Raw genomic sequence first — 22,298 nt, 5'->3', positions numbered from 1 at the left:
TTTCCGGTGTCCCCCTGCCGGTCTGCTAGTCGCGGGCCGCGGTCAGACGCTCCGCGTGTTCCTGGAGGGAGCGGACGCCGACGTCTCCGTGGGTGAGCGCGTCGATGCCCTGGACGGCGGCGGCGAGCGCCTGGACCGTGGTCAGGCAGGGCACGGACCGGGCCACGGCCGCGGTACGGATCTCGTAGCCGTCGAGTCGGCCGCCCGTGCCGTACGGGGTGTTGACGATCAGGTCGACCTCGCCGTCGTGGATCAGCTGGACGATGGTCCTCTCGCCCTGCGGGCCCACGCCCTCGGACTGCTTGCGCACCACCGTGGCGTTGATGCCGTTGCGCTTGAGGACCTCGGCGGTGCCGGAGGTGGCGAGCAGTTCGAAGCCGTGGGCGACGAGTTCGCGCGCCGGGAAGATCATCGAGCGCTTGTCGCGGTTGGCGACCGAGATGAACGCGCGGCCCTTCGTCGGCAGCGGGCCGTAGGCGCCGGACTGCGACTTGGCGTACGCCGTGCCGAAGACCGAGTCGATGCCCATGACCTCACCGGTGGAGCGCATCTCCGGGCCGAGGACGGTGTCGACGCCGCGGCCGTGGATGTCGCGGAAGCGCGACCACGGCATGACGGCCTCCTTGACGGAGATCGGCGCGTCGAGCGGCAGGGTGCCGCCGTCGCCTTCCACCGGGAGCAGGCCCTCCGCGCGCAGCTCGGCGATGGTCGCGCCCAGCGAGATCCGGGCGGCGGCCTTGGCGAGCGGGACCGCGGTCGCCTTCGAGGTGAAGGGGACGGTGCGCGACGCACGCGGGTTGGCCTCCAGGACGTACAGGATGTCGCCGGAGAGCGCGAACTGGATGTTGATCAGCCCGCGGACGCCGACGCCCTTGGCGATGCCCTCGGTGGAGGCACGCAGCCGCTTGATGTCGTAGCCGCCGAGGGTGATCGGGGGCAGGGCGCAGGCGGAGTCGCCGGAGTGGATGCCGGCCTCCTCGATGTGCTCCATGACGCCGCCGAGGTAGAGCTCGGTGCCGTCGTAGAGCGCGTCGACGTCGATCTCGATCGCGTCGTCGAGGAAGCGGTCGACCAGGACCGGCCGGGTGGGGCTGATCTCGGTGGACTCGGCGATGTACGAGGAGAGCCGCGTCTCGTCGTACACGATCTCCATGCCGCGGCCGCCGAGCACGTACGACGGGCGTACGAGGACGGGGTAGCCGATCTCGTCGGCGATGGCCTTGGCCTCGTCGAACGTGGTGGCGGTGCCGTGCTTCGGGGCCGGCAGTCCTGCCTCGGCCAGGACGCGGCCGAAGGCGCCGCGGTCCTCGGCGGCGTGGATGGCCTCCGGGGACGTACCGACGACCGGCACTCCGTTGTCCTTGAGCGCCTGCGACAGACCGAGCGGGGTCTGGCCGCCGAGCTGGACGATGACACCGGCGACCGGGCCCGCGAGGGTCTCGGCGTGCACGATCTCCAGCACGTCTTCCAGCGTCAGCGGCTCGAAGTACAGGCGGTCGGAGGTGTCGTAGTCGGTGGAGACGGTCTCCGGGTTGCAGTTGACCATCACGGTCTCGTAGCCCGCGTCGCTCAGCGCGAAGGAGGCGTGGACACAGGAGTAGTCGAACTCGATGCCCTGGCCGATGCGGTTGGGGCCGGACCCGAGGATGAGCACCGCGGGCTTGGTGCGGGACGCGACCTCGGACTCCTCGTCGTAACTGGAGTAGAAGTACGGCGTCCTCGCGGCGAACTCGGCGGCGCAGGTGTCGACCGTCTTGTAGACCGGGCGGATACCGAGGGCGTGCCGCACCTCGCGGACGACGTCCTCGCGCAGGCCGCGGATGTCGGCGATCTGGACGTCGGAGAAACCGTGCCGCTTGGCCTCGGCGAGCAGCTCGGGGCCGAGCTCTTCGGCGGCAGCCAGCTCGTCGGCGATCTCCTTGATCAGGAAGAGCTGGTCGACGAACCAGGGGTCGATCTTCGTGGCGTCGAAGACCTCCTCCTGGGTGGCGCCGGCCCGGATAGCCTGCATGACGGTGTTGATCCGGCCGTCGGTCGGGCGGACCGCCTCGGACAGCAGCTCGGCCTTGTCGCCGGTCTCACCGGTGAAGGAGAACTGCGAGCCCTTCTTCTCCAGGGAACGCAGCGCCTTCTGGAGCGCCTCGGTGAAGTTCCGGCCGATCGCCATGGCCTCGCCCACCGACTTCATGGTGGTGGTGAGGGTGGAGTCGGCGGAGGGGAACTTCTCGAAGGCGAAGCGCGGGGCCTTGACCACTACGTAGTCGAGGGTCGGCTCGAAGGAGGCCGGGGTCTTCTCGGTGATGTCGTTCGGGATCTCGTCGAGCGTGTAGCCGACGGCCAGCTTGGCGGCGATCTTGGCGATCGGGAAGCCGGTGGCCTTCGAGGCGAGTGCCGAGGAGCGGGAGACGCGCGGGTTCATCTCGATCACGATGACCCGGCCGTCGGTCGGGTCGATGGCGAACTGGATGTTGCAGCCACCGGTGTCGACGCCGACCTCGCGGATGATCGCGATGCCGATGTCGCGCAGCCGCTGGTACTCGCGGTCGGTGAGGGTCATCGCCGGGGCGACGGTGATCGAGTCACCGGTGTGGACGCCCATCGGGTCGAAGTTCTCGATGGAGCAGACGACCACGACGTTGTCGTGCTTGTCGCGCATCAGCTCCAGTTCGTACTCCTTCCAGCCGAGGATGGACTCCTCCAGGAGCACCTCGGTGGTCGGCGAGAGAGTGAGGCCCTGGCCGGCGATGCGGCGCAGATCGTCCTCGTCGTGCGCGAAGCCGGAGCCGGCGCCGCCCATGGTGAAGGAGGGGCGGACGACGACGGGGTAGCCGCCGAGCGTCTCGACGCCCGCCAGGACATCGTCCATGGAGTGGCAGATGACGGAGCGTGCGGACTCGCCGTAACCGATCTTCGCCTTGACGGCCTCGACGACGCCCTTGAAGAGGTCGCGGTCCTCGCCCTTGTGAATGGCTTCGACGTTGGCACCGATGAGCTCGACGCCATACTTCTCCAGGACACCGTTCTCGTGCATGGAGATCGCGGTGTTGAGCGCGGTCTGGCCGCCCAGCGTGGGCAGGAGCGCGTCCGGGCGCTCCTTGGCGATGATCTTCTCGACGAATTCGGGGGTGATCGGCTCGACGTACGTGGCGTCGGCGATCTCCGGGTCGGTCATGATCGTCGCCGGGTTGGAGTTGACCAGGATGACACGCAGGCCCTCGGCCTTGAGTACGCGGCAGGCCTGGGTGCCGGAGTAGTCGAACTCGGCGGCCTGCCCGATGACGATCGGGCCGGAGCCGATGACCAGGACGGACTGGATATCGGAGCGCTTAGGCACGCTGGCCCTCCATCAGGGAAACGAAGCGGTCGAAGAGGTACGCGGCGTCGTGCGGGCCCGCGGCCGCTTCGGGGTGGTACTGGACGCTGAAGGCCGGCTGGTCGAGGAGCTGGAGGCCCTCGACGACCTGGTCGTTCAGGCAGACGTGGGAGACCTCGGCGCGGCCGAACGCGGTGTCGGACACCTTGTCGAGCGGGGCGTCGACGGCGAAGCCGTGGTTGTGCGCGGTGACCTCGACCTTGCCGGTCGTACGGTCCTGCACGGGCTGGTTGATGCCGCGGTGGCCGTACTTCAACTTGTACGTGCCGAAGCCGAGGGCGCGGCCCAGGATCTGGTTGCCGAAGCAGATGCCGAAGAGCGGGGTCTTCCGCTCCAGGACGCCTCGCATCACGGAGACCGGGTGGTCGGCGGTGGCCGGGTCGCCGGGGCCGTTGGAGAAGAAGACGCCGTCGGGCTCGACCGCGTACACCTCCTCCAGGGTGGCGGTGGCGGGCAGCACGTGCACCTCGATGCCGCGCTCGGCCATCCGGTGCGGGGTCATGCCCTTGATGCCGAGGTCGATCGCCGCAACGGTGAACTTCTTCGTGCCGATCGCGGGGACGACATACGCCTCCTTGGTCGCGACCTCGGCGGAGAGGTCGGCGCCCACCATCTCGGGAACCTGCTGGACCCGGGCGAGCAGCGTGGCGTCGTCGGCGAGTGCGTCACCAGAGAAGATGCCGACGCGCATGGCGCCGCGCTCGCGCAGGTGGCGGGTGAGAGCGCGGGTGTCGATGCCGCTGATGCCGACGACGCCCTGACGCTCCAGCTCCTCGTCGAGCGAGCGCCGCGAGCGCCAGTTGGAGGGCACCCGGGCGGGGTCGCGGACGACGTAACCGGAGACCCAGATCCGTCCGGACTCGGGGTCCTCGTCGTTCACACCGGTGTTGCCGACGTGCGGGGCGGTCATCACGACGACCTGGCGGTGGTACGAGGGGTCGGTCAGCGTCTCCTGGTAGCCGGTCATGCCGGTGGAGAACACCGCCTCGCCGAAGGTCTCCCCCACGGCCCCGTAGGCACGGCCGCGGAAGGCGCGGCCGTCCTCCAGGACGAGTACGGCGGGAGCTTGGGCGGCTCCCCGGGTGGAGATCGTCATCGTGCGGTGCCTTCCGTAGTGCTGGTCAGATGGTTGATGGCCTCGACCCAGGCCGGGTGCTCGGCCGAGCGGTCGGAGCGGAATCCGGAGTCGATCAGCTGGTCGCCGTGCGCCCAGGTGATGATCAGCAGGCCGCCCTCGGGGAGGACCTTGCCGGCGATGCCCTTGTCGAGCCGGGCCTCGCGCAGTGCGGCGGCCGGTACGAAGAAGTCGGCCGCCCCGGGACGTACGACGTCGAGGCCCTGGTCGGTCAGGGTGAGCTCGACGCGGCTGCGGGTACCGAGGCCGCGGGCGACGATCCGGTCGAGCCACTGTCCGGCGGTCGTCGAGGCGTGGTACCGGCCGGTCAGCGTCAGCAGCGTCTCGCCGTCGGCGAACCCGTCCGGGGTGGTCTCGAGTTCCGGCAGGTCGGACTGGAGACTCCCCCGCCACTTCCATCCCTGGCGCATCAGCCAGTAGACGAAGGCGATGAGGACCATCAGTCCGATGACCCAGCTGATGCGCGCGGGCCAGTCGGTCACTTCGGCCGACTTCTGCTCGGCGGCGAGCTGGAGGTACAGGGGGGTGAGTGATGTCACGCGAGCTTCCCGTCGACGACCGTGGCACGGCCCCGCAGGAAGGTGTGGGTGACTCGGCCCGGCAGCTCGCGACCCTCGTACGGAGTGTTGCGGCTGCGGGACGCGAAGCCCGCGGGGTCCACTACACCACGGTATGCCGGATCGACCAGGGTGAGGTTGGCGGGCTCACCGGCCGAGACGGGCCGGCCGTGTCCGTCGAGACGGCCGATGGCGGCGGGACGGAACGACATCCGGTCGGCGACGCCCGCCCAGTCGATGAGGCCGGTGTCGACCATCGTCTGCTGGACGACGGAGAGCGCGGTCTCCAGGCCCACCATGCCCATGGCGGCGGCGGCCCACTCGCAGTCCTTGTCCTCGTGCGGGTGCGGGGCGTGGTCGGTGGCGACGCAGTCGATGGTGCCGTCGGCGAGCGCCTCGCGCAGGGCCATGACGTCGGCCTCGGTGCGCAGCGGCGGGTTCACCTTGTAGACCGGGTTGTAGGACCGTACGAGCTCGTCGGTGAGGAGCAGGTGGTGCGGGGTGACCTCGGCGGTGACGTTCCAGCCCTTGGACTTGGCCCAGCGGATGATTTCGACGGAGCCGGCGGTCGACAGGTGGCAGATGTGCACCCGGGAGCCGACATGGGCGGCGAGCAGGACGTCGCGCGCGATGATCGACTCCTCGGCGACGGCGGGCCAGCCGCCGAGACCGAGCTCCGCGGAGACGACGCCCTCGTTCATCTGGGCGCCCTCGGTGAGGCGGGGCTCCTGGGCGTGCTGGGCCACGACACCGTCGAAGGCCTTCACGTACTCCAGCGCGCGACGCATGATCACCGCGTCGTCGACGCACTTGCCGTCGTCGGAGAAGACCTTCACTCCGGCGGCCGAATCGTGCATGGCGCCGAGCTCGGCGAGCTTCTTGCCCTCCAGGCCGACGGTGACGGCGCCGATCGGCTGCACGTCGCAGTAGCCGGACTCCTTGCCGAGCCGCCAGACCTGCTCGACGACGCCGGCGGTGTCGGCGACGGGGAAGGTGTTCGCCATGGCGTGCACGGCGGTGAAGCCTCCGACGGCCGCCGCCTTCGTCCCGGTGAGGACGGTCTCGGAGTCCTCGCGGCCGGGCTCGCGCAGGTGGGTGTGGAGGTCGACGAGGCCGGGCAGCAGGATCCGGCCGGCCGCCTCGACGACGGTCGCGTCGCCACCGTCCAGTCCGGTGCCGACCGCCGCGATGGTCTCGCCGTCGATCAGGACGTCCTGGGGTTCGCCGCCGAGGATCTTCGCGCCGCGGATAAGGATCTTGCTCATGATTACTTGTTCTCCTCGGTACGGGTGGCGGGCGACGGGTGGGCCGGGGCGGCGGGCTGGGAGCCGCCCAGCAGCAGGTACAGGACGGCCATGCGGATCGATACGCCGTTGGCGACCTGCTCGACGGCCGTGCACCGGTCGGAGTCGGCGACCTCGGCGGTGATCTCCATGCCGCGGACCATCGGGCCCGGGTGCATCACGATGGCGTCCGCGGGCATCTTCGCCATGCGGTCGGCGTCCAGGCCGTAGCGGCGGGAGTACTCGCGCTCGGTCGGGAAGTATGCGGCGTTCATCCGTTCGCGCTGCACACGCAGCATCATCACCGCGTCGGACTTCGGCAGCACCTCGTCGAGGCCGTAGCTGATGTCGCACGGCCACTGCTCGACGCCGACCGGGACGAGAGTCGGTGGGGCCACCAGGGTGACGTGGGCGCCGAGCGTGTTCAGCAGGTGGACGTTGGAGCGGGCCACCCGGCTGTGCAGGATGTCGCCGACGATGGTGATCCGGCGGCCTTCGAGGTCGCGGCCGAGACCGCTGTCGGCCCCGACGAGGCGGCGGCGCATGGTGAAGGCGTCCAGGAGGGCCTGGGTGGGGTGCTCATGGGTGCCGTCACCGGCGTTGACGACGGCGCCGTCGATCCAGCCGGAGGTGGCGAGACGGTACGGGGCGCCGGAGGCGCCGTGCCGGATGACGACGGCGTCGGCGCCCATCGCCTCCAGGGTCAGCGCGGTGTCCTTGAGCGACTCGCCCTTGGAGACGGACGAGCCCTTCGCGGAGAAGTTGATGACATCGGCGGAGAGGCGCTTGGCCGCGGCCTCGAAGGAGATGCGGGTACGCGTCGAGTCCTCGAAGAAGAGGTTGACGACGGTACGGCCGCGCAGGGTCGGGAGCTTCTTGATCGGCCGGTCCGCGACCCGTGCCATTTCCTCGGCGGTGTCGAGGATCAGGACGGCGTCGTCGCGGGTGAGATCGGCGGCCGAGATGAGGTGACGCTTCATCTGGGTGTTCTCCGGAGGGCTGGAGGGTTCAGGCATGCGGGCGCGCGGAGGCAGCCGTACAGGCTCGAGGTACGCCGTACGGGTGAAGTGCAGCTACTGCGCGCCCGCCGGGGCGGTCTGCTGGACACCGAGCAGCACGGCGTCGCGGCCGTCCTCCTCGGCGAGCTGGACCTTGACCGTCTCCCGCAGCGACGTGGGGAGGTTCTTGCCGACGTAGTCGGCACGGATCGGGAGTTCGCGGTGACCGCGGTCGACGAGGACCGCGAGCTGCACCGCACGGGGCCTGCCGATGTCGCCCAGCGCGTCGAGCGCGGCGCGGATCGTGCGGCCCGAGAAGAGGACATCGTCGACGAGGACGACCAAGCGGCCCTCGATGCCCTCGCCGGGGATCTCGGTGCGGGCCAGGGCGCGCGCCGGGCGCAGCCGCAGGTCGTCGCGGTACATGGTGATGTCGAGGGAGCCGACCGGCATCTTCCGGCCGGTGATCTCCTGGAGTTTTTCGGCGAGCCGACGGGCGAGGAAGACGCCCCGCGTCGGGATGCCGAGGAGCACCACATCGTCGGCGCCCTTGGCGCGTTCGACGATCTCGTGGGCGATCCGGGTCACTACTCGGGCGATGTCGGGAGCCTCGAGAACGGGGCGTGCCGCGTTGCCGGTGGCTTCGTGCTGTGCGTCCATAAGAAACGGACCTCCTTCTCCGCCTCACGGGACGGACGTTAAAGGACGTCGAAATTGCGTCATCAACGTTACCAGGGCTTGCACCAGGCCCTGGTCACACCCCCCGAAGGTGCCGGTCCGGACCATTCGGCTTGACGCAGCCAAGTAACGCTGCGTAACCTCACAGTGAGTTACCAGCCACGCGGCGGAGCCGCAGAATGTCCCAGCGTCCGGGGAGCCTTATGTCCAGCGAATACGCAAAACAGCTCGGGGCCAAGCTCCGCGCCATCCGCACCCAGCAGGGCCTCTCCCTCCACGGCGTGGAGGAGAAGTCGCAGGGCCGCTGGAAGGCCGTCGTGGTCGGTTCGTACGAGCGCGGCGACCGTGCCGTGACCGTACAGCGTCTCGCCGAGCTCGCGGACTTCTACGGGGTCCCGGTGCAGGAGCTCCTGCCCGGTACGACGCCCGGCGGTGCCGCCGAGCCGCCGCCGAAGCTCGTCCTGGACCTGGAGCGCCTCGCCCACGTCCCGCCGGAGAAGGCCGGACCGCTGCAGCGCTATGCCGCGACGATCCAGAGCCAGCGCGGTGACTACAACGGCAAGGTGCTCTCGATCCGCCAGGACGACCTGCGCACGCTGGCCGTCATCTACGACCAGTCGCCGTCCGTGCTGACGGAACAGCTGATCAGCTGGGGCGTACTGGACGCGGACGCGCGCCGCGCCGTCGCTCACGACGAGGGCTGAGGCCCCTCCGCAGAAACGTGCCGCCGTGTTGACGCGGGCCCCTTCCGGGTCTCCGTCGACACGGCGTTCTCGTTTGTACGGCAACCGGCTGCGCGGTTGGGGCCTCTCGTTCGGATCACGCCGGGCTCGCGTGCCGAAGGGCCCACGGTCGTCCGGCCGTGGGCCCTTCGTCGGCTGAACGCCGCCGGAGGCTACTGCTCCCGGCGGAGGTTCGGCTTGAGGTCCTTGAAACGGGCGAGCAGTCCGTTCACGAAGGACGGGGAGTCATCGGTGGAGAACTCCTTGGCGAGCTGGACCGCCTCGTCGATCACCACCGCGTCCGGGGTGCCGTCCTCCCAGATCAGCTCGTAGGCACCGAGCCGCAGGATGTTCCGGTCGACGACCGGCATGCGGTCGATCTCCCAGTCCACGGCGTAGGTCACGATGAGGTCGTCGATCCGGTCCGCGTACTGCGCGTACCCCTCGACGAGCTCCATCGTGTACTCGGTGACCGGCGGCTGACGGTCGTCGGTCCGCGAGTGCCGCACCCAGTCCGCAAGGACCGTCTGCACGGACTCACCGCGCTGGTCGGCCTCGAAGAGGATCTGGAAGGCGCGCTTGCGGGCCTTGTTCCGGGCAGCCACGGTTAGCTGTTCACCCGGCCGAGGTAGTCGCCTGTGCGGGTGTCGACCTTGATCTTCTCACCCGTGGTGATGAAGAGCGGGACGCCGATCTCGTAGCCGGTCTCCAGCGTGGCGGGCTTGGTGCCACCGGTGGAACGGTCGCCCTGGACGCCCGGGTCGGTGTGCTGGACGGTCAGCTCGACGGCGGCGGGCAGCTCGACGTAGAGCACCTCGCCCTCGTGCTGGGCGACGGAGGCGGTGAAGCCCTCGATCAGGAAGTTGGCGGCGTTGCCGACAGCCTTGCGGTCGACCATGAGCTGGTCGTAGGTGTCCATGTCCATGAAGACGAAGTACTCGCCGTCCATGTACGAGAACTGCATGTCGCGACGGTCGATGGTGGCCGTTTCGACCTTCACGCCGGCGTTGAACGTCTTGTCGACGACCTTGCCGGACAGCACGTTCTTGAGCTTGGTGCGCACGAAAGCCGGGCCCTTGCCGGGCTTGACGTGCTGGAACTCGACGACGGACCAGAGCTGGCCTCCGTCGAGCTTGAGCACCAGGCCGTTCTTGAGGTCGTTCGTGGAAGCCACGGTTGCGGAATCTCCTGGACTGAAGCTGGTGGAACGACCGAGGATGCGCGCTAGAGCGCGAGCAGCTCCTTGGTCGTAATGGTGAGTAGCTCGGGTCCGCCGTCCGCCTCGGGGCGCACGACGAGCGTGTCATCGATCCGGACCCCGCCCCGGCCCGGGAGGTGGACCCCCGGTTCGACGGTGACCGGCACACAAGCGTCCAGTTTACCCATGGCGGCAGGTGCCAGCTGCGGGTCCTCGTCGATTTCGAGCCCCACCCCGTGCCCCGTCCACGGTGCGAGGCTCCGGCCGTGGCCGGCGGAGTCCAGAATGTGGCGGGCCGCACGGTCCACATCGCGGTAGGCCGCGCCGGGTACGAGAGCCTCGCGCCCGGCCCGCTGAGCGGCGAAAACCAGGTCGTAGAGCTCGATCTGCCAGTCGGCGGGCGTCGTCCCGATGACGAACGTACGGCCGATCTCGCAGCGGTAGCCACGATAGTTGGCGCCGAGGCAGACGGAGAGAAAATCCCCTTCCTCCACCCGTCGGTCCGAGGGGCGGTGGCGGCCCTGGCCGGAGTTCGGCCCGGTGGCCACGGAGGTGGCGAAGGCGGGGCCGTCGGCGCCGTGGTCCACCAGGCGGCGCTCCAACTCCAGGGCGAGATGGCGTTCGGTGCGGCCCACCAGAATCGATTCGAGAAGTTCGCCCAGGGCCTGGTCGGTGATCTCGGCGGCGATCCGCAGACAGGCGATCTCCTCCTCGTCCTTGACGACCCGGAGCTGCTCGACGGTGGCACCGAGATCGGCGAGCCGGAGCCGCGGAGCGACGGAGCCCATGGCCCGGTGGCGGGCGACCGTCAGATGGTGTTCCTCCACGGCCAGGGACTCCGCACCCGAGGAACCGGCCAGAGCGGCGGCCGCGACCACCGGATCGCCGTCGCTGTCCGGCAGCGGGGACACTCGCAGCCGGTCGTCCGTGGGCCCGTCGGAAGGATTGTCGGCCGGGTCGCGGGGGCAGAGCAGCACGTCCTCGCCGGGGCCGAGCAGCAGCACGGCGCCCGGGGGCGCTCCGCCCGCGAGATAGCGGACGTTGGCGGGGCGGGAGACCAGAGCGGCCGCGGATCCGACGGCGGCGCACCGGTCGCGGAGCTGCCCGCGGCGGACGGCGTACACGTCTGACATGTCACGAGCCTACGAGCGGTGGCGTCGGCCTGCTCGGTCAGCGCACCCGACCGGGGCCGCGGCCTGCCCTCACCGGACCGGGAGCGCCGCCCGGTGAGGGTTCACCAGGCCGGTGGGCTGGCTATGGAGCGGGCGAGTATGTCGTCGAGGACGCGGGCGGTGGTCGCCACGTCGTACGTCGAGTTGTCGATGATCGGCAGCCCGGAGCCGTACCACCCGGCCATCCGGCCGTGGATCCGGGCCACCTCCTCGTCCGAGAGGCGGCGGTTCCCGCTGCGGGCGGCATTGCGTTCCAGCACGACCTCCAGGCCGGGCAGCAGGACGACGGGCAGCAGTCCGGGGCCGACATGGCGTTTCCAGCCGCCGAGGCCGACGACCGGCCGGTCCGGGAACACGGCGTCGTCCAGGATGCAGGAGATGCCGTTGGCGAGGAAGTTGCGCGCGGCGAAGCCGCAGGTGCGACGGGCCAGGCGGTACTGGGCCTCGGAGTGGTCGTTCCACCCGGCCTGGGGGTCGGCGAAGCCGGAGCAGACCCATTCACGGACGTCGTCGAGGCTGACGTGGGCCGTGGGAACCCGCCGGCGGCTGGCCCAGAGCTTGGCCACGGTGGTCTTGCCGGCGCCCGCGGGACCGATCAGCAGGACGGCGAGGGTCGCGCTGCCGGTGCCGGGCTCGGCGGGTGGCGCGGGCAGCGGGACGGGGCCGCCGGGCGGCAGCTGGACGTGCCCGGTGGTCTCCCTGGAGGGCGGGGCCGGGGCGTGCTGCGGGGCGGGGCCGCTCCAGCCCCGGGGCGTGGGGGGCGCGGGAGGGGTGGTGGGCGGCGGCCCCGGCTGTCCGGGGTGCTGGGCCTGGTGCGTCCAGCCGACAGGTCCGCTTCCGGGGCCTTGGGGCGGCGGCAGCGGGGCCCCCACTGCGTGCTGCATCCGGTGCCACTCCGTCTCGTACAGGCAACTGGGGCTGGTGGAACGGCAACCGTACCGTCCCCGGCCGCCGATGAGGGAACGGTCGGGGACGGTCCACGGTGCCCGGCCGACCGGGTCGGCCGTCCGGTGTACGGGTCCGTCAGTCGGTCAGCTCGTCCGCGAGGGCGCGCAGAGCGAGGCGGTAGGAGCCGATGCCGAACCCGGCCACCGTCCCCGTGGCGACCGGTGCGACCACGGAGTTGTGGCGGAATTCCTCCCGTGCGTACGGGTTCGAGATGTGCACCTCGATCAGCGGGGCGGTGCGCTGGGCCGCCGCGTCCCGCATTCCGTACGAATAGTGGGTGAAGGCTCCCGGGTTGAGAACGACCGGAATTGAACCGTCCGCGGCCTCGTGGAGCCAGCGGATCAGCTCGCCCTCGTCGTTGGTCTCCCGGACGTCGACGGCGAAGCCGAGCTCCCTTCCGAGCGCCTGGCAGGTCTCGACGAGCCCGGCGTAGGACGTGGCGCCGTACACATCGGGCTCGCGGGAGCCGAGCCGGCCGAGGTTCGGCCCGTTGAGGACGAGAACCCGGCGGGTCACGCCGACACCTCCCCGTAGGCGGCGAGCAGCACGGCCGGATCGGGACCCTCCAGCACGGTGGGCTTGCCGAGGCCGTCGAGGACGATGAAGCGCAGCAGGTCGCCGCGGGACTTCTTGTCGACCTTCATGTTCTCCAGCAGCTTGGGCCACTGGTCGCCGCGGTAGGTGAGCGGGAGTCCGACGGACTCCAGGACGGCGCGGTGCCGGTCGGCGGTGGCGTCGTCGAGGCGCCCGGCCAGCCGGCCCAGCTCGGCGGCGAAGACCATGCCGACCGAGACGGCCGCGCCGTGCCGCCACTTGTAGCGCTCGTTCTTCTCGATGGCGTGGGCCAGGGTGTGGCCGTAGTTGAGGATCTCGCGCAGCCCGGATTCCTTGAGATCGCTGGAGACGACCTCGGCCTTGACCCGGATGGCCCGCTCGATCAGCTCGGCGGTGTGCGGTCCGGTGGGCGTACGGGCGCCTTCCGGGTCCGCCTCGATGAGGTCGAGGATCGCGGGGTCGGCGATGAAGCCGGCCTTGATGATCTCGGCCATGCCGCTGACGTAGTCGTGCACGGGCAGCGAGTCCAGCGCGGCGAGGTCGCACAGGACCCCGGCGGGCGGGTGGAAGGCGCCGACGAGGTTCTTGCCCTCGGCGGTGTTGATGCCGGTCTTGCCGCCGACGGCCGCGTCGACCATGGCGAGCACCGTCGTGGGGACGGCGATCCAGCGGACCCCGCGCAGCCAGGTCGCCGCGACGAATCCGGCCACGTCGGTGGTGGCCCCGCCGCCGACGCCGACGATGACGTCGGTGCGGGTGAATCCGGTCTGCCCGAGCGCCTTCCAGCAGTAGGCCGCGACCTCGACGGTCTTGGCCTCTTCGGCGTTCGGCAGCTGGATCGCGATGGCCTCGTAGCCCTGCTCGGCGAGGTCCTGGCGGACCGCCTCACCGGTCTCGGCGAGTGCCTCGGGGTGCAGGACGGCGACCCGCTTGGCGCGGTCGCCGATGAGCGTGGGCAGCTCGCCGAGGAGCTGCCGGCCGATCAGCACCTCGTACGGGTCGGTGCCCGCGCTGCCGGCGATCTGGATACGGGTGGGGCCCTGCTCGGTCATACGTGTGTTCTCCCGGCCGGGGGTTACGGGGTCGTCCGTGCGCTCCGGCAGTTCCAATGCGTCGAGGACCGCCTGGGCGACCTCTTCGGGGGTGCGCTCGTCGGTGGCGACGGTCACCCGGGCCACCTCGGTGTACAGGTGGCGGCGGGCGTCCATCAGCTCGCGCCACTGCCGGCGCGGGTTGACGGCGAGCAGCGGGCGGGCGGCGTTCAGGCCGACCCGCTTGACTGCCTCCTCGACGTCCATCGAGAGATAGACGACGGGGTGGTCGGCGAGCAGCACGCGGGTCGTCGCGTCGAGCACGGCGCCGCCGCCGAGGGAGAGGACACCCGTGTGCTCGGCGACGGCGGTGTGCACGGCCTGTCGCTCCAGCTCGCGGAAGTGTTCCTCGCCCTCGTCGTAGAAGATCTCGGGGATCGGCTTGCCGGCCGTGGCGACGACGTCCGCGTCGGTGTCCCGGTAGGTGGTGCCGAGCCGGGCGGCGAGCAGTTCACCGACCGTGGACTTTCCGACGCCCATCGGCCCGACGAGGACGATCAGCGGGCCGCTCATCGGATCTGCAGGTGGTCGAGGTACGACTGCACGTTGCGACGGGTCTCCGCGACGCTGTCGCCGCCGAACTTCTCCGCGACGGCGTCGGCCAGGACCAGTGCGACCATCGCCTCGGCGACGATGCCCGCAGCCGGAACGGCACAGACATCGGAGCGCTGGTGGTGGGCCTTGGCGGGCTCACCGGTGACGACGTCGACGGTGGCGAGCGCGCGCGGCACGGTCGCGATGGGCTTCATCGCGGCGCGGACCCGCAGCAGCTCACCGGTGGTCAGACCGCCCTCGGTGCCGCCGGAGCGGCCGGAGGCGCGCCTGATGCCGTCCTCGGTGACCAGGATCTCGTCGTGCGCCTTGGAGCCGGGGACCCTGGCCAGGTCGAAGCCGTCGCCGACCTCGACACCCTTGATGGCCTGGATGCCCATCAGCGCCGCGGCGAGCCGGGCGTCGAGGCGGCGGTCCCAGTGGACGTGCGAGCCGAGGCCGACGGGCACTCCGTACGCCAGCACCTCGACCACGCCGCCGAGGGTGTCGCCGTCCTTGTGTGCCTGGTCGATCTCGGCGACCATTTCCTTGCTCGCGTCGGCGTCCAGGCAGCGCACCGGGTCGGCGTCCAGCCGCTCGACGTCGGCGGGCGTCGGGTAGACGCCGTACGGCGCCTTGGCCGCGGCCAGTTCGACGACATGGCTGACGATCTCGATGCCCGCGGTCTCCTTGAGGTACGACCGTGCGACGGCACCGAGCGCCACCCGGGCCGCCGTCTCCCGGGCACTGGCGCGCTCCAGGATCGGCCGTGCCTCGTCGAAGCCGTACTTCTGCATCCCGGCGAGGTCGGCGTGGCCGGGCCTCGGGCGGGTCAGCGGGGCGTTACGGGCCAGCTCGGCCAGCTCCTCGGGGTCGACCGGGTCGGCCGACATGACCTGCTCCCACTTGGGCCACTCGGTGTTGCCCACCATCACGGCGACCGGAGAGCCCATGGTGAGACCGTGGCGCACCCCGCCGAGGAAGGTGACCTCGTCCTTCTCGAACTTCATCCGCGCACCGCGGCCATACCCGAGCCGCCGCCGGGCGAGTGCGTCCGCCACCATCTCCGTGGTGACCGGGACACCGGCGGGAAGACCCTCCAGCGTCGCCACGAGTGCGGGGCCGTGCGACTCCCCCGCGGTCAGCCAGCGCAACCTGCTCAACGGTGCTCCTCATGCTCGCGCCTGGAACTGCAACGGCGCGACCGGGTGCGCGGCCCTGGCCCGCCGCCTTCGATCCTCCCACGGCCGGGCGCGTGAACCGGCCGTCGGTCCAGCAGACGGACGGACCGGGGCCCGCACGTGCGCGTGGTCAGCGCGCGGCCAGCGCCTCTTCGCCGGCCTGCCGCATCGCCGCGAGCGGGGCGGGCGCGCGGCCCGTCATCTGCTCGACCTGGAGGACCGCCTGGTGCACCAGAAGGTCGAGACCTCCGACGACTGCGCCGTTATGGGCCGTCCAGGCGGCCGCGAGTCCGGTCGGCCAGGGCTGGTACAGCACATCGAAGAGCGTGCCGGGCCGGTCCGGCACGGCATCGGCCAGCGCGTCCGTGGCACCGGCCGGGGTGGTGGCGATGACCAGCGGGGCGTGCAGCGCCTGCTCGGCCTCCGCCCAGTCGGAGATCCGGACTTCGACGCCGAGGCGTTCGCCCCAGCCACGCATCTCCTGGCCCCGTGCCCGGCTGCGCACGTATGCGGTGACCGGTCCCGTACAGATCTCGGACAGCGCCGCGAGCGCCGAGGAAGCGGTCGCTCCGGCGCCGAGCACGGCGGCGGAGTCGGTCTTCGCCACACCGCGTTCGCGCAGCGCGGCGATCATGCCGGGGATATCGGTGTTGTCGCCGGTCCTTCGGCCGTCATCCGTGAAGACGACCGTGTTGACCGCCTCCACCGAGGACGCCGTCTCGCTGACGGAGTCCAGCAGCGGGATGATCGCGCGCTTGAGTGGCATGGTAAGCGAGAGCCCGGCCCATGTGGAGTCGAGCCCCGCCATGAAGGCGGGGAGGCCCGCCTCGTCGACCTCGAACCGGTCGTACGTCCAGTGGTTGAGGCCGAGTTCGGCGTACGCGGCCCGGTGCAGGACCGGAGAGAGCGAGTGGGCGATGGGCGAGCCGAGAACGGCGGCCCGTCGCACCTCGTTACTGGAGGCCATGCTGTTCCTTGAACTTCTGGTTGAGCTTCTCGTGGTCGGCGGCAGTCTTGGTGAACTTGGTCTTCTTGCCGTCGAGCGAGATGAAGAACATCCAGCCGTCGTGGGTCGGATTCAGCGTCGCACGGAGCGCATCTTCACCGGGGTTACCGATCGGCCCCGGCGGCAGGCCCGCGTGGTAGTAGGTGTTGTACGGGTGGGGGTTGGTCCGGATCTCCCTCGAACTGATCTTGATCTTGCTCTGCTTCTTCAGGTAGTTGAACGCCGAGTCGAACTCGAGCTTGCGGTTGGTGGCCGTGTTGTCCGGCTTGAGGCGGTTGTAGACCACCTCGGCCATCTTCCGGAAGTCGTCGTGCGTCAGGCCTTCCGCCTGCACCAGGCTGGCCACGGTGAGCACCTGCCAGGGGCCGCTCAGCTGATACTTCTTGGCCGTTCCCTCGAGATCGAGCTTGTTGTACTCCTCGTTGGCCCGGGAGACCATCTTCTTCAGGACGGCCTCGGGCTTCATCCCCTTGGCGACCGGGTAGGCCGCCGGGAACAGGAAGCCCTCCAGCGGGTCCATGATCTTCGGATCGTTGTTGGCCCATTCCGGCAGACCGAGTTTGCCCGCGTCGGTCTTGGCGATGCCCTGCGTGGTCCCGGCCTTGAGGCCCAGCCTCTTGTCGATCTTCTCGTAGACCGCGATGCTGCGGGTGCCCTCAGCAATGACCAGCAGATTCTGGCTCTTCGGGTCGACCATCAACTTCACGGCCTCGGCCGCGGACATCTTCTCGTGGAGCAGATAGACGCCGGCCTGGATCGAATTGCCCTTGGGGTTCTCCTTCTGCGCGGCGACGAACGCGTCGACGCTCTTGACGACACCCTTCTGCTTCAGGATGTTGCCGATGTCGTAGCCCAAGGCGCCCTTCTGGATCTCGACCTCGACCTCGCCGGTGCCCGTGCCGGCGTAGTCGGGCGGCGCACCGAATTTGTCCTGCCAGTACGAGTATCCGAGGTAGCCCGCTCCCCCGAGGCCGCCGACCAGGACCAACGAGACGACCAGGCAGGCGCAGCCGCTGCGGCTCTTCTTCTTGCCCTTGCCCCGGCGTTCGTTGCCGCCGCGACTGCCGCGGCGTGACTCACGCGGGTCGTCGTCGTACTCGTCGTCCTTGTCGTCCCCGTCGTCCGCGCCCGTGAAGAAGGGGTGGGTCTCCTCCGGCTGGACCTCCGGGTCCCAGTCGGGACTCTGCGCGGGGGCCTGCTCGGGGACGTCCTGCCGGCGGCCCGGAGGCTGCGGCGGCGGGTAGGCCTCCGGCGTGCCGTAGTAGTCATGCGTCTCGCCGTAACCGGCCTGCCGGCCGCCGTACTGGTCGGCCGACTGAGGGTCGTAGGGCATCCCGGCGGACTGCTGCCCGGTGTCCCAGCCACCGTTGTTGTACTGGGGCTGCTGGGGCTGCTGCTGCGCATACGGGTCCTGCGGGACTCCGTACGCGGGCTGCTGCTCGTACGGCTGCTGCTGCGCGTACGGATCCTGCTGTGTGTACTGGCCCTGCTGCGGCTGCTGCGGGTAGGGCTGCTGCTGGCCGCCGTACTGGTTCTGGCCGTGGGCAGGCTGTTGTCCTCCCCATCCCTGGTCCCCGTACAAGGGATCCTCGGGATGCCACGGTTCGGAGCCGGGGCCCCGGCCATACTCAGTCATCGATCCCCTAGAGCCGCGAGACGACATTCCGTCTCTTTGCTGTGCGGTGTTTGTTCGAACACCGCCGCATCGCGCGGAACGTTACCGTATCGCGATCAGAGAGCCACTTCGACGCCTTCGCCCGGGGCTTTACCCGACGTCCGTTCGGACTCCAGAGCGTTCTGAAGGATCACCACAGCGGCAGCCTGATCGATGACGGAACGGCCTTTCTTGGACTTCACGCCCGAGGCGCGCAGTCCTTGACTGGCCGTCACTGTGGTCATCCTCTCGTCCACCAGTCGCACCGGAATGGGCGTGACCGAGCGGGCGACCTCCTGGGCGAAGACCCGGATCTTGGCGGCGGCGGGGCCTTCACCGCCGCCGAGGGACCGTGGCAGGCCGATGATGATCTCGATCGGCTCGTACTCCTGGACGATCTGTCCGAGCCGCCGGTGGGCCGCCGGGACATCGCGTCCCGGAACGGTCTCCACCGGCGTGGCGAGGATCCCGTCGGGGTCGCACGAGGCGACCCCGATCCGGGCGTCCCCGACGTCGATCGCGAGCCGACGGCCGCGGCGCATCCGCGTCATCCCCGCCGTCACGCCGTCTCGGCGACGAGGCGTTCGACAGCGGCCACGGCGGCGCCGATGGCCTCGGGGTTCTGGCCGCCGCCCTGGGCGACGTCCGGCTTGCCGCCGCCACCGCCACCGAGGGTCTTGGCGGCCGTGCGGACCAGGTCCCCGGCCTTGAGTCCGCGCTCACGAGCGGCCTCGTTGGTGGCGATCACGGTCAGCGGGCGGCCGTGGGCGGTGGTGAAGAGGGCCACGACGGCCGGGCGGCCGCCCTGGATGCGGCCACGGACGTCGAGGACGAGCCTGCGCAGGTCGTCGGCCGAGGTACCGTCCGGGACCTGACCGGTGACCAGAGCGACGCCGTGTACGTCCCTGGCCGAATCGACCAGCCCGGCGGCAGCCTGGAGGACCTTCTCCGCGCGGAACTTCTCGATCTCCTTCTCGGCGTCCTTCAGCTTGCCGAGCATTCCGGCGATCTTCTCCGGGAGCTCCTCGGGGCGGCCCTTGACCAGCTCCTGGAGCTGGGCGACGACCGTGTGCTCCCTGGCGAGGAAGTTGTACGCGTCGACGCCGACGAGGGCCTCGATGCGACGCACACCGGAACCGATGGACGATTCGCCGAGCAGCTTCACCAGGCCCAGCTGGGCGGTGTTGTGGACGTGCGTACCGCCGCAGAGCTCCTTGGAGAAGTCGCCGATGGTGACGACCCGGACCCGCTCGCCGTACTTCTCGCCGAACTCGGCGATGGCGCCCTGCTTCTTGGCCTCGGCGATCGGCATGACCTCGGCCTGGACGTCGAGTTCGCGGGCGAGGACCTCGTTGATCTTCTGCTCGACGTCGGTGAGGACCGTGCCGGGTACGGCGGCGGGCGAACCGAAGTCGAAGCGGAAGCGGCCCGGCGAGTTCTCCGAACCGGCCTGGGCGGCCGTCGGGCCCAGTGCGTCGCGCAGCGCCTGGTGCGTGAGGTGCGTGGCACTGTGGGCGCGGGCGATGGCGCGGCGGCGGGTGGTGTCGATGGCGGCGTACACGGAGGCGCCGACGGTCACCTCGCCGACCTGCACCGAACCCTTGTGGACGGAGACGCCCGGGACGGGCTGCTGGACGTCGCGGACCTGGATGACGGCGCCGCTGTCGAGCCGGATCCGCCCCTGGTCGGCGAGCTGGCCGCCGCCCTCGGCGTAGAACGGGGTGCGGTCCAGGACGACTTCGACCTCGTCGCCCTCGGTGGCGGCGGGCGAGGGCACGCCGTCGACGAGCAGGCCGACGATCGTCGACTCGCCCTCGGTGGCGGTGTAGCCGGTGAACTCGGTGGTGCCGGAGTTGTCGGCGACCTCGCGGTAGGCGGACAGGTCGGCGTGGCCGGTCTTCTTGGCCTTGGCGTCGGCCTTGGCTCGCTCCCGCTGCTCCTTCATCAGGCGGCGGAAGCCGTCCTCGTCCACGGCGAGGCCCTGTTCCGCGGCCATCTCCAGGGTGAGGTCGATCGGGAAGCCCCAGGTGTCGTGGAGCAGGAACGCCTTGTCGCCGGCGAGCACCTTGCCACCGGCGGCCTTGGTCTCGGTGACGGCGGTGTCGAGGATGTTGGTGCCGCCCTTGAGGGCCTTGAGGAAGGCGGCCTCTTCGGCGAGGGCGACGGTCTCGATGCGCTTGCGGTCGGTGATGAGCTCCGGGTACTGCTGCCCCATCGTGTCGATCACGACATCGATCAGTTCCTTGACGACCGGCCCGGTGGCACCCAGCAGGCGCATGTTACGGATGGCGCGACGCATGATGCGGCGCAGCACATAGCCGCGGCCCTCGTTGCCGGGGGTGACGCCGTCACCGATGAGCATCACGGAGGTACGGATGTGGTCGGCGACCACGCGGAGCGAGACGTCCGAACCGTGCTCGGCGCCGTACCGGACGCCGGTCAGCTCGGTGGCCCTGTCCATGACGACGCGCAGGGTGTCGGTCTCGTACATGTTCTGTACGCCCTGCAGGATCATGGCGAGGCGTTCCAGGCCGAGACCCGTGTCGATGTTCTTCGACGGCAGGTCGCCGAGGATCGGGAAGTCCTCCTTGCCGTCACCGGCGCCCCGCTCGAACTGCATGAAGACCAGGTTCCAGATCTCCACGTAGCGCTCGTCGTTGACGGCCGGGCCGCCCTCGACACCGAACTCGGGGCCGCGGTCGTAATTGATCTCGGAGCAGGGGCCACAGGGACCGGGCACGCCCATGGACCAGAAGTTGTCCTTCTTGCCCAGCCGCTGGATCCGCTCGGCCGGTACGCCGATCTTGTCGCGCCAGATCTGCTCGGCCTCGTCGTCGTCGAGGTAGACCGTGATCCACAGCCGCTCGGGGTCGAGACCGAAGCCGCCGTCCGCCACGGAGCTCGTCAGAGCCTCCCAGGCGTAGCTGATGGCGCCTTCCTTGAAGTAGTCGCCGAAGGAGAAGTTGCCGCACATCTGGAAGAACGTGCCGTGCCGGGTGGTCTTGCCGACCTCCTCGATGTCCGGCGTACGGACGCACTTCTGCACGCTGGTGACGCGCGGGGCGGGCGGCTTGACCTCGCCGAGGAAGTACGGCTTGAAGGGGACCATGCCCGCGGGGACCAGCAGCAGAGTCGGGTCGTCCGCGATGAGCGACGCCGAAGGGACGGCAGTGTGACCGCGCTCCTCGAAGAAGCTCAGCCAGCGGCGACGAATTTCAGCCGACTCCATCAGTGGTCCTCATTCCGGTTGTACGAGTTGTAGGGGAGCGTGCGGTAGTGGGTGCCTTCGAGAGGCCGGTCCGGTCCGACGGACTCGGCCGCCTCGACGGCGAAGTGGCGCCGCACCGGAAGCTCGGGGTCGACCGGTGCCTCCAGGCCCAGCGCCTCGCCCAGTTCGGCCTCGCGCCGGGCCATGGACTCACGGACGTCGAGAGCGAAGTCCTTGAACCTGTGGCCGGTCTCGATCGCCTTGTCGGCGGCCTGCGCCGCGAGGCTCTCGGGGGTCAGCTGTTTGAGCTTGCGGTTGACCTTGGTGGTGGCCCAGACACCGGCGGCGGCGCCGGCGGTGAACCAGAACGTACGGCGGAACATCGCTGCGTCAGTCCTTCGATCCGCGGGAGCTTGTGCCGGTGCGCTTCCGACCGCGCGCGGACGGCACGGTACGGCCGACGATCACCGTACGACGGGACGGCCGGCGCGCAGGTTCCGGTTCCGGACTGGTCTTGCGGCCGATGGCCTGACGCACCCCGTAACCGAACGCGGCGACCTTGACGAGCGGGCCGCCGAAGGTCGAGGCGACGGTGGTGGAGAGTGCCGAGGCGTTGGAGGTGACTTCCTGGACGTCCGTGGCGATCGCGTCGACCTTGTCGAGCTGGGTCTGCGCGGAACGCACGGTGGCGGAGGCGTCGGCAAGCAGCGGGACCGCCTGCTCGGTCACGTCCGCCACGAGCTTGGTGGTCGCCCTGAGCGTCTGGGCCAGCCTCACCAGCACGACGGCGAGGAACGAAACCAGGATCGCCCAGAAGACGGCCACCAGGATCCCGGCCACCTCTCCACCGGACACAGTGCACCGCTCTCTAGCTTGTCGCTGTCTCTGTACTGTCTGTTCTCTGCTCGGTCCGCCGACCGCTGCCGCAGCAGCCAGTCGTCGTCCCCCGAGCCTATCGCGCCGGTGGTCGCGCCCCGTACTGCATTACCGGGAGAACGCGGCGGCCCG

The 22,298-nt window shown here is 70.1% G+C and carries 20 protein-coding genes; 1 reads left to right on the top strand and 19 read right to left on the bottom strand.

Features of this window, described 5'->3' with window-relative positions:
- Positions 1–25 precede the first annotated feature (25 nt).
- The 6 genes from carB to pyrR form a co-directional block, all read right to left on the bottom strand.
- Positions 26–3,334 carry a carbamoyl-phosphate synthase large subunit gene (carB, locus tag ACZ7L9_RS26730; protein WP_471418926.1) on the bottom strand — a complete coding sequence of 1,103 codons (3,309 nt, stop codon included), beginning with the start codon at positions 3,332–3,334 and terminating at the stop codon, positions 26–28.
- The gene (carA, locus tag ACZ7L9_RS26725; protein ID WP_471418924.1) at positions 3,327–4,469 is read right to left on the bottom strand and encodes a glutamine-hydrolyzing carbamoyl-phosphate synthase small subunit; all 1,143 of its coding nucleotides are present in this window, start codon (positions 4,467–4,469) and stop codon (positions 3,327–3,329) included. Before carA ends, carB begins: the two co-directional genes overlap by 8 nt.
- Positions 4,466–5,047, bottom strand: a complete 582-nt coding sequence (locus tag ACZ7L9_RS26720; RefSeq protein WP_471418922.1) for a PH-like domain-containing protein — start codon at positions 5,045–5,047, stop codon at positions 4,466–4,468. The genes carA and ACZ7L9_RS26720 overlap by 4 nt, the downstream gene beginning before the upstream one ends.
- Entirely contained in the window at positions 5,044–6,330 is a 1,287-nt protein-coding gene (locus ACZ7L9_RS26715; protein ID WP_471418920.1) for a dihydroorotase, read from the bottom strand. Before ACZ7L9_RS26715 ends, ACZ7L9_RS26720 begins: the two co-directional genes overlap by 4 nt.
- A gap of 2 nt (positions 6,331–6,332) precedes the next feature.
- Positions 6,333–7,328, bottom strand: a complete 996-nt coding sequence (locus ACZ7L9_RS26710) for an aspartate carbamoyltransferase catalytic subunit (RefSeq protein ID WP_471418918.1) — start codon at positions 7,326–7,328, stop codon at positions 6,333–6,335.
- A 93-nt stretch (positions 7,329–7,421) separates the two neighbouring features.
- Positions 7,422–8,006 carry a bifunctional pyr operon transcriptional regulator/uracil phosphoribosyltransferase PyrR gene (pyrR, locus tag ACZ7L9_RS26705; RefSeq protein ID WP_471418916.1) on the bottom strand — a complete coding sequence of 195 codons (585 nt, stop codon included), beginning with the start codon at positions 8,004–8,006 and terminating at the stop codon, positions 7,422–7,424.
- Positions 8,007–8,227: 221 nt separating this feature from the next.
- Between pyrR and bldD the strand changes: the two genes are divergently transcribed.
- Positions 8,228–8,728 (top strand): transcriptional regulator BldD, encoded by a 501-nt coding sequence (bldD, locus tag ACZ7L9_RS26700; protein ID WP_014157378.1) that lies wholly within the window; start codon positions 8,228–8,230, stop codon positions 8,726–8,728.
- Positions 8,729–8,919: 191 nt separating this feature from the next.
- Here bldD and nusB read toward each other — a convergent pair whose 3' ends face one another.
- The 13 genes from nusB to ACZ7L9_RS26635 all read right to left on the bottom strand — a co-directional run bounded on the left by nusB (position 8,920) and on the right by ACZ7L9_RS26635 (position 22,130).
- Positions 8,920–9,351: a transcription antitermination factor NusB gene (gene nusB / locus ACZ7L9_RS26695; RefSeq protein WP_471418914.1), complete on the bottom strand. Its 432-nt coding sequence runs from the start codon at positions 9,349–9,351 to the stop codon at positions 8,920–8,922.
- A 2-nt stretch (positions 9,352–9,353) separates the two neighbouring features.
- Positions 9,354–9,920, bottom strand: a complete 567-nt coding sequence (gene efp / locus ACZ7L9_RS26690; protein ID WP_266745095.1) for an elongation factor P — start codon at positions 9,918–9,920, stop codon at positions 9,354–9,356.
- Between the two features lie 50 nt (positions 9,921–9,970).
- A complete protein-coding gene (locus ACZ7L9_RS26685; protein WP_471418912.1) occupies positions 9,971–11,077 on the bottom strand; it encodes an aminopeptidase P family protein in 1,107 nt (368 codons plus the stop codon).
- 101 nt (positions 11,078–11,178) lie between these two features.
- Entirely contained in the window at positions 11,179–12,000 is an 822-nt protein-coding gene (locus ACZ7L9_RS26680; RefSeq protein WP_471418910.1) for a Pro-rich N-terminal domain-containing protein, read from the bottom strand.
- 139 nt (positions 12,001–12,139) lie between these two features.
- Positions 12,140–12,580, bottom strand: a complete 441-nt coding sequence (gene aroQ / locus ACZ7L9_RS26675) for a type II 3-dehydroquinate dehydratase (RefSeq protein WP_471418908.1) — start codon at positions 12,578–12,580, stop codon at positions 12,140–12,142.
- A complete protein-coding gene (gene aroB, locus ACZ7L9_RS26670; protein WP_471418906.1) occupies positions 12,577–14,223 on the bottom strand; it encodes a 3-dehydroquinate synthase in 1,647 nt (548 codons plus the stop codon). Before aroB ends, aroQ begins: the two co-directional genes overlap by 4 nt.
- Positions 14,220–15,404 (bottom strand): chorismate synthase, encoded by a 1,185-nt coding sequence (gene aroC, locus ACZ7L9_RS26665; RefSeq protein WP_471418905.1) that lies wholly within the window; start codon positions 15,402–15,404, stop codon positions 14,220–14,222. Before aroC ends, aroB begins: the two co-directional genes overlap by 4 nt.
- Before the next feature lie 148 nt (positions 15,405–15,552).
- Positions 15,553–16,389, bottom strand: coding sequence for a shikimate dehydrogenase (locus tag ACZ7L9_RS26660; protein ID WP_471418903.1), 837 nt, complete (start codon positions 16,387–16,389; stop codon positions 15,553–15,555).
- Positions 16,376–18,064 carry an endolytic transglycosylase MltG gene (gene mltG, locus ACZ7L9_RS26655; protein ID WP_471418901.1) on the bottom strand — a complete coding sequence of 563 codons (1,689 nt, stop codon included), beginning with the start codon at positions 18,062–18,064 and terminating at the stop codon, positions 16,376–16,378. Before mltG ends, ACZ7L9_RS26660 begins: the two co-directional genes overlap by 14 nt.
- Positions 18,065–18,159: 95 nt before the next feature.
- A complete protein-coding gene (gene ruvX / locus ACZ7L9_RS26650) occupies positions 18,160–18,633 on the bottom strand; it encodes a Holliday junction resolvase RuvX (protein ID WP_471418899.1) in 474 nt (157 codons plus the stop codon).
- An 8-nt stretch (positions 18,634–18,641) separates the two neighbouring features.
- Positions 18,642–21,311, bottom strand: a complete 2,670-nt coding sequence (alaS, locus tag ACZ7L9_RS26645; protein ID WP_471418898.1) for an alanine--tRNA ligase — start codon at positions 21,309–21,311, stop codon at positions 18,642–18,644.
- Positions 21,311–21,673 (bottom strand): DUF6167 family protein, encoded by a 363-nt coding sequence (locus ACZ7L9_RS26640; protein WP_471418896.1) that lies wholly within the window; start codon positions 21,671–21,673, stop codon positions 21,311–21,313. The genes alaS and ACZ7L9_RS26640 overlap by 1 nt, the downstream gene beginning before the upstream one ends.
- 7 nt (positions 21,674–21,680) lie before the next feature.
- A complete protein-coding gene (locus tag ACZ7L9_RS26635) occupies positions 21,681–22,130 on the bottom strand; it encodes a DUF948 domain-containing protein (RefSeq protein ID WP_471418975.1) in 450 nt (149 codons plus the stop codon).
- Between the last annotated feature and the right edge of the window lie 168 nt (positions 22,131–22,298).

Source organism: Streptomyces sp. NPDC111516 (assembly GCF_055635345.1).
This window is presented reverse-complemented; position numbering and strand designations above follow the sequence as displayed.

Coding starts and splice junctions, on each gene's coding strand:
- carA (WP_471418924.1), bottom strand. CDS start 4,469: ATGACGATCTCCACCCGGGGAGCCGCCCAAGCTCCCGCCGTACTCGTC.
- ACZ7L9_RS26715 (WP_471418920.1), bottom strand. CDS start 6,330: ATGAGCAAGATCCTTATCCGCGGCGCGAAGATCCTCGGCGGCGAACCC.
- ACZ7L9_RS26710 (WP_471418918.1), bottom strand. CDS start 7,328: ATGAAGCGTCACCTCATCTCGGCCGCCGATCTCACCCGCGACGACGCC.
- pyrR (WP_471418916.1), bottom strand. CDS start 8,006: ATGGACGCACAGCACGAAGCCACCGGCAACGCGGCACGCCCCGTTCTC.
- bldD (WP_014157378.1), top strand. CDS start 8,228: ATGTCCAGCGAATACGCAAAACAGCTCGGGGCCAAGCTCCGCGCCATC.
- ACZ7L9_RS26685 (WP_471418912.1), bottom strand. CDS start 11,077: ATGTCAGACGTGTACGCCGTCCGCCGCGGGCAGCTCCGCGACCGGTGC.
- ACZ7L9_RS26680 (WP_471418910.1), bottom strand. CDS start 12,000: ATGCAGCACGCAGTGGGGGCCCCGCTGCCGCCGCCCCAAGGCCCCGGA.
- aroB (WP_471418906.1), bottom strand. CDS start 14,223: ATGAGCGGCCCGCTGATCGTCCTCGTCGGGCCGATGGGCGTCGGAAAG.
- ACZ7L9_RS26660 (WP_471418903.1), bottom strand. CDS start 16,389: ATGGCCTCCAGTAACGAGGTGCGACGGGCCGCCGTTCTCGGCTCGCCC.
- mltG (WP_471418901.1), bottom strand. CDS start 18,064: ATGACTGAGTATGGCCGGGGCCCCGGCTCCGAACCGTGGCATCCCGAG.
- ruvX (WP_471418899.1), bottom strand. CDS start 18,633: ATGACGCGGATGCGCCGCGGCCGTCGGCTCGCGATCGACGTCGGGGAC.
- alaS (WP_471418898.1), bottom strand. CDS start 21,311: ATGGAGTCGGCTGAAATTCGTCGCCGCTGGCTGAGCTTCTTCGAGGAG.
- ACZ7L9_RS26640 (WP_471418896.1), bottom strand. CDS start 21,673: ATGTTCCGCCGTACGTTCTGGTTCACCGCCGGCGCCGCCGCCGGTGTC.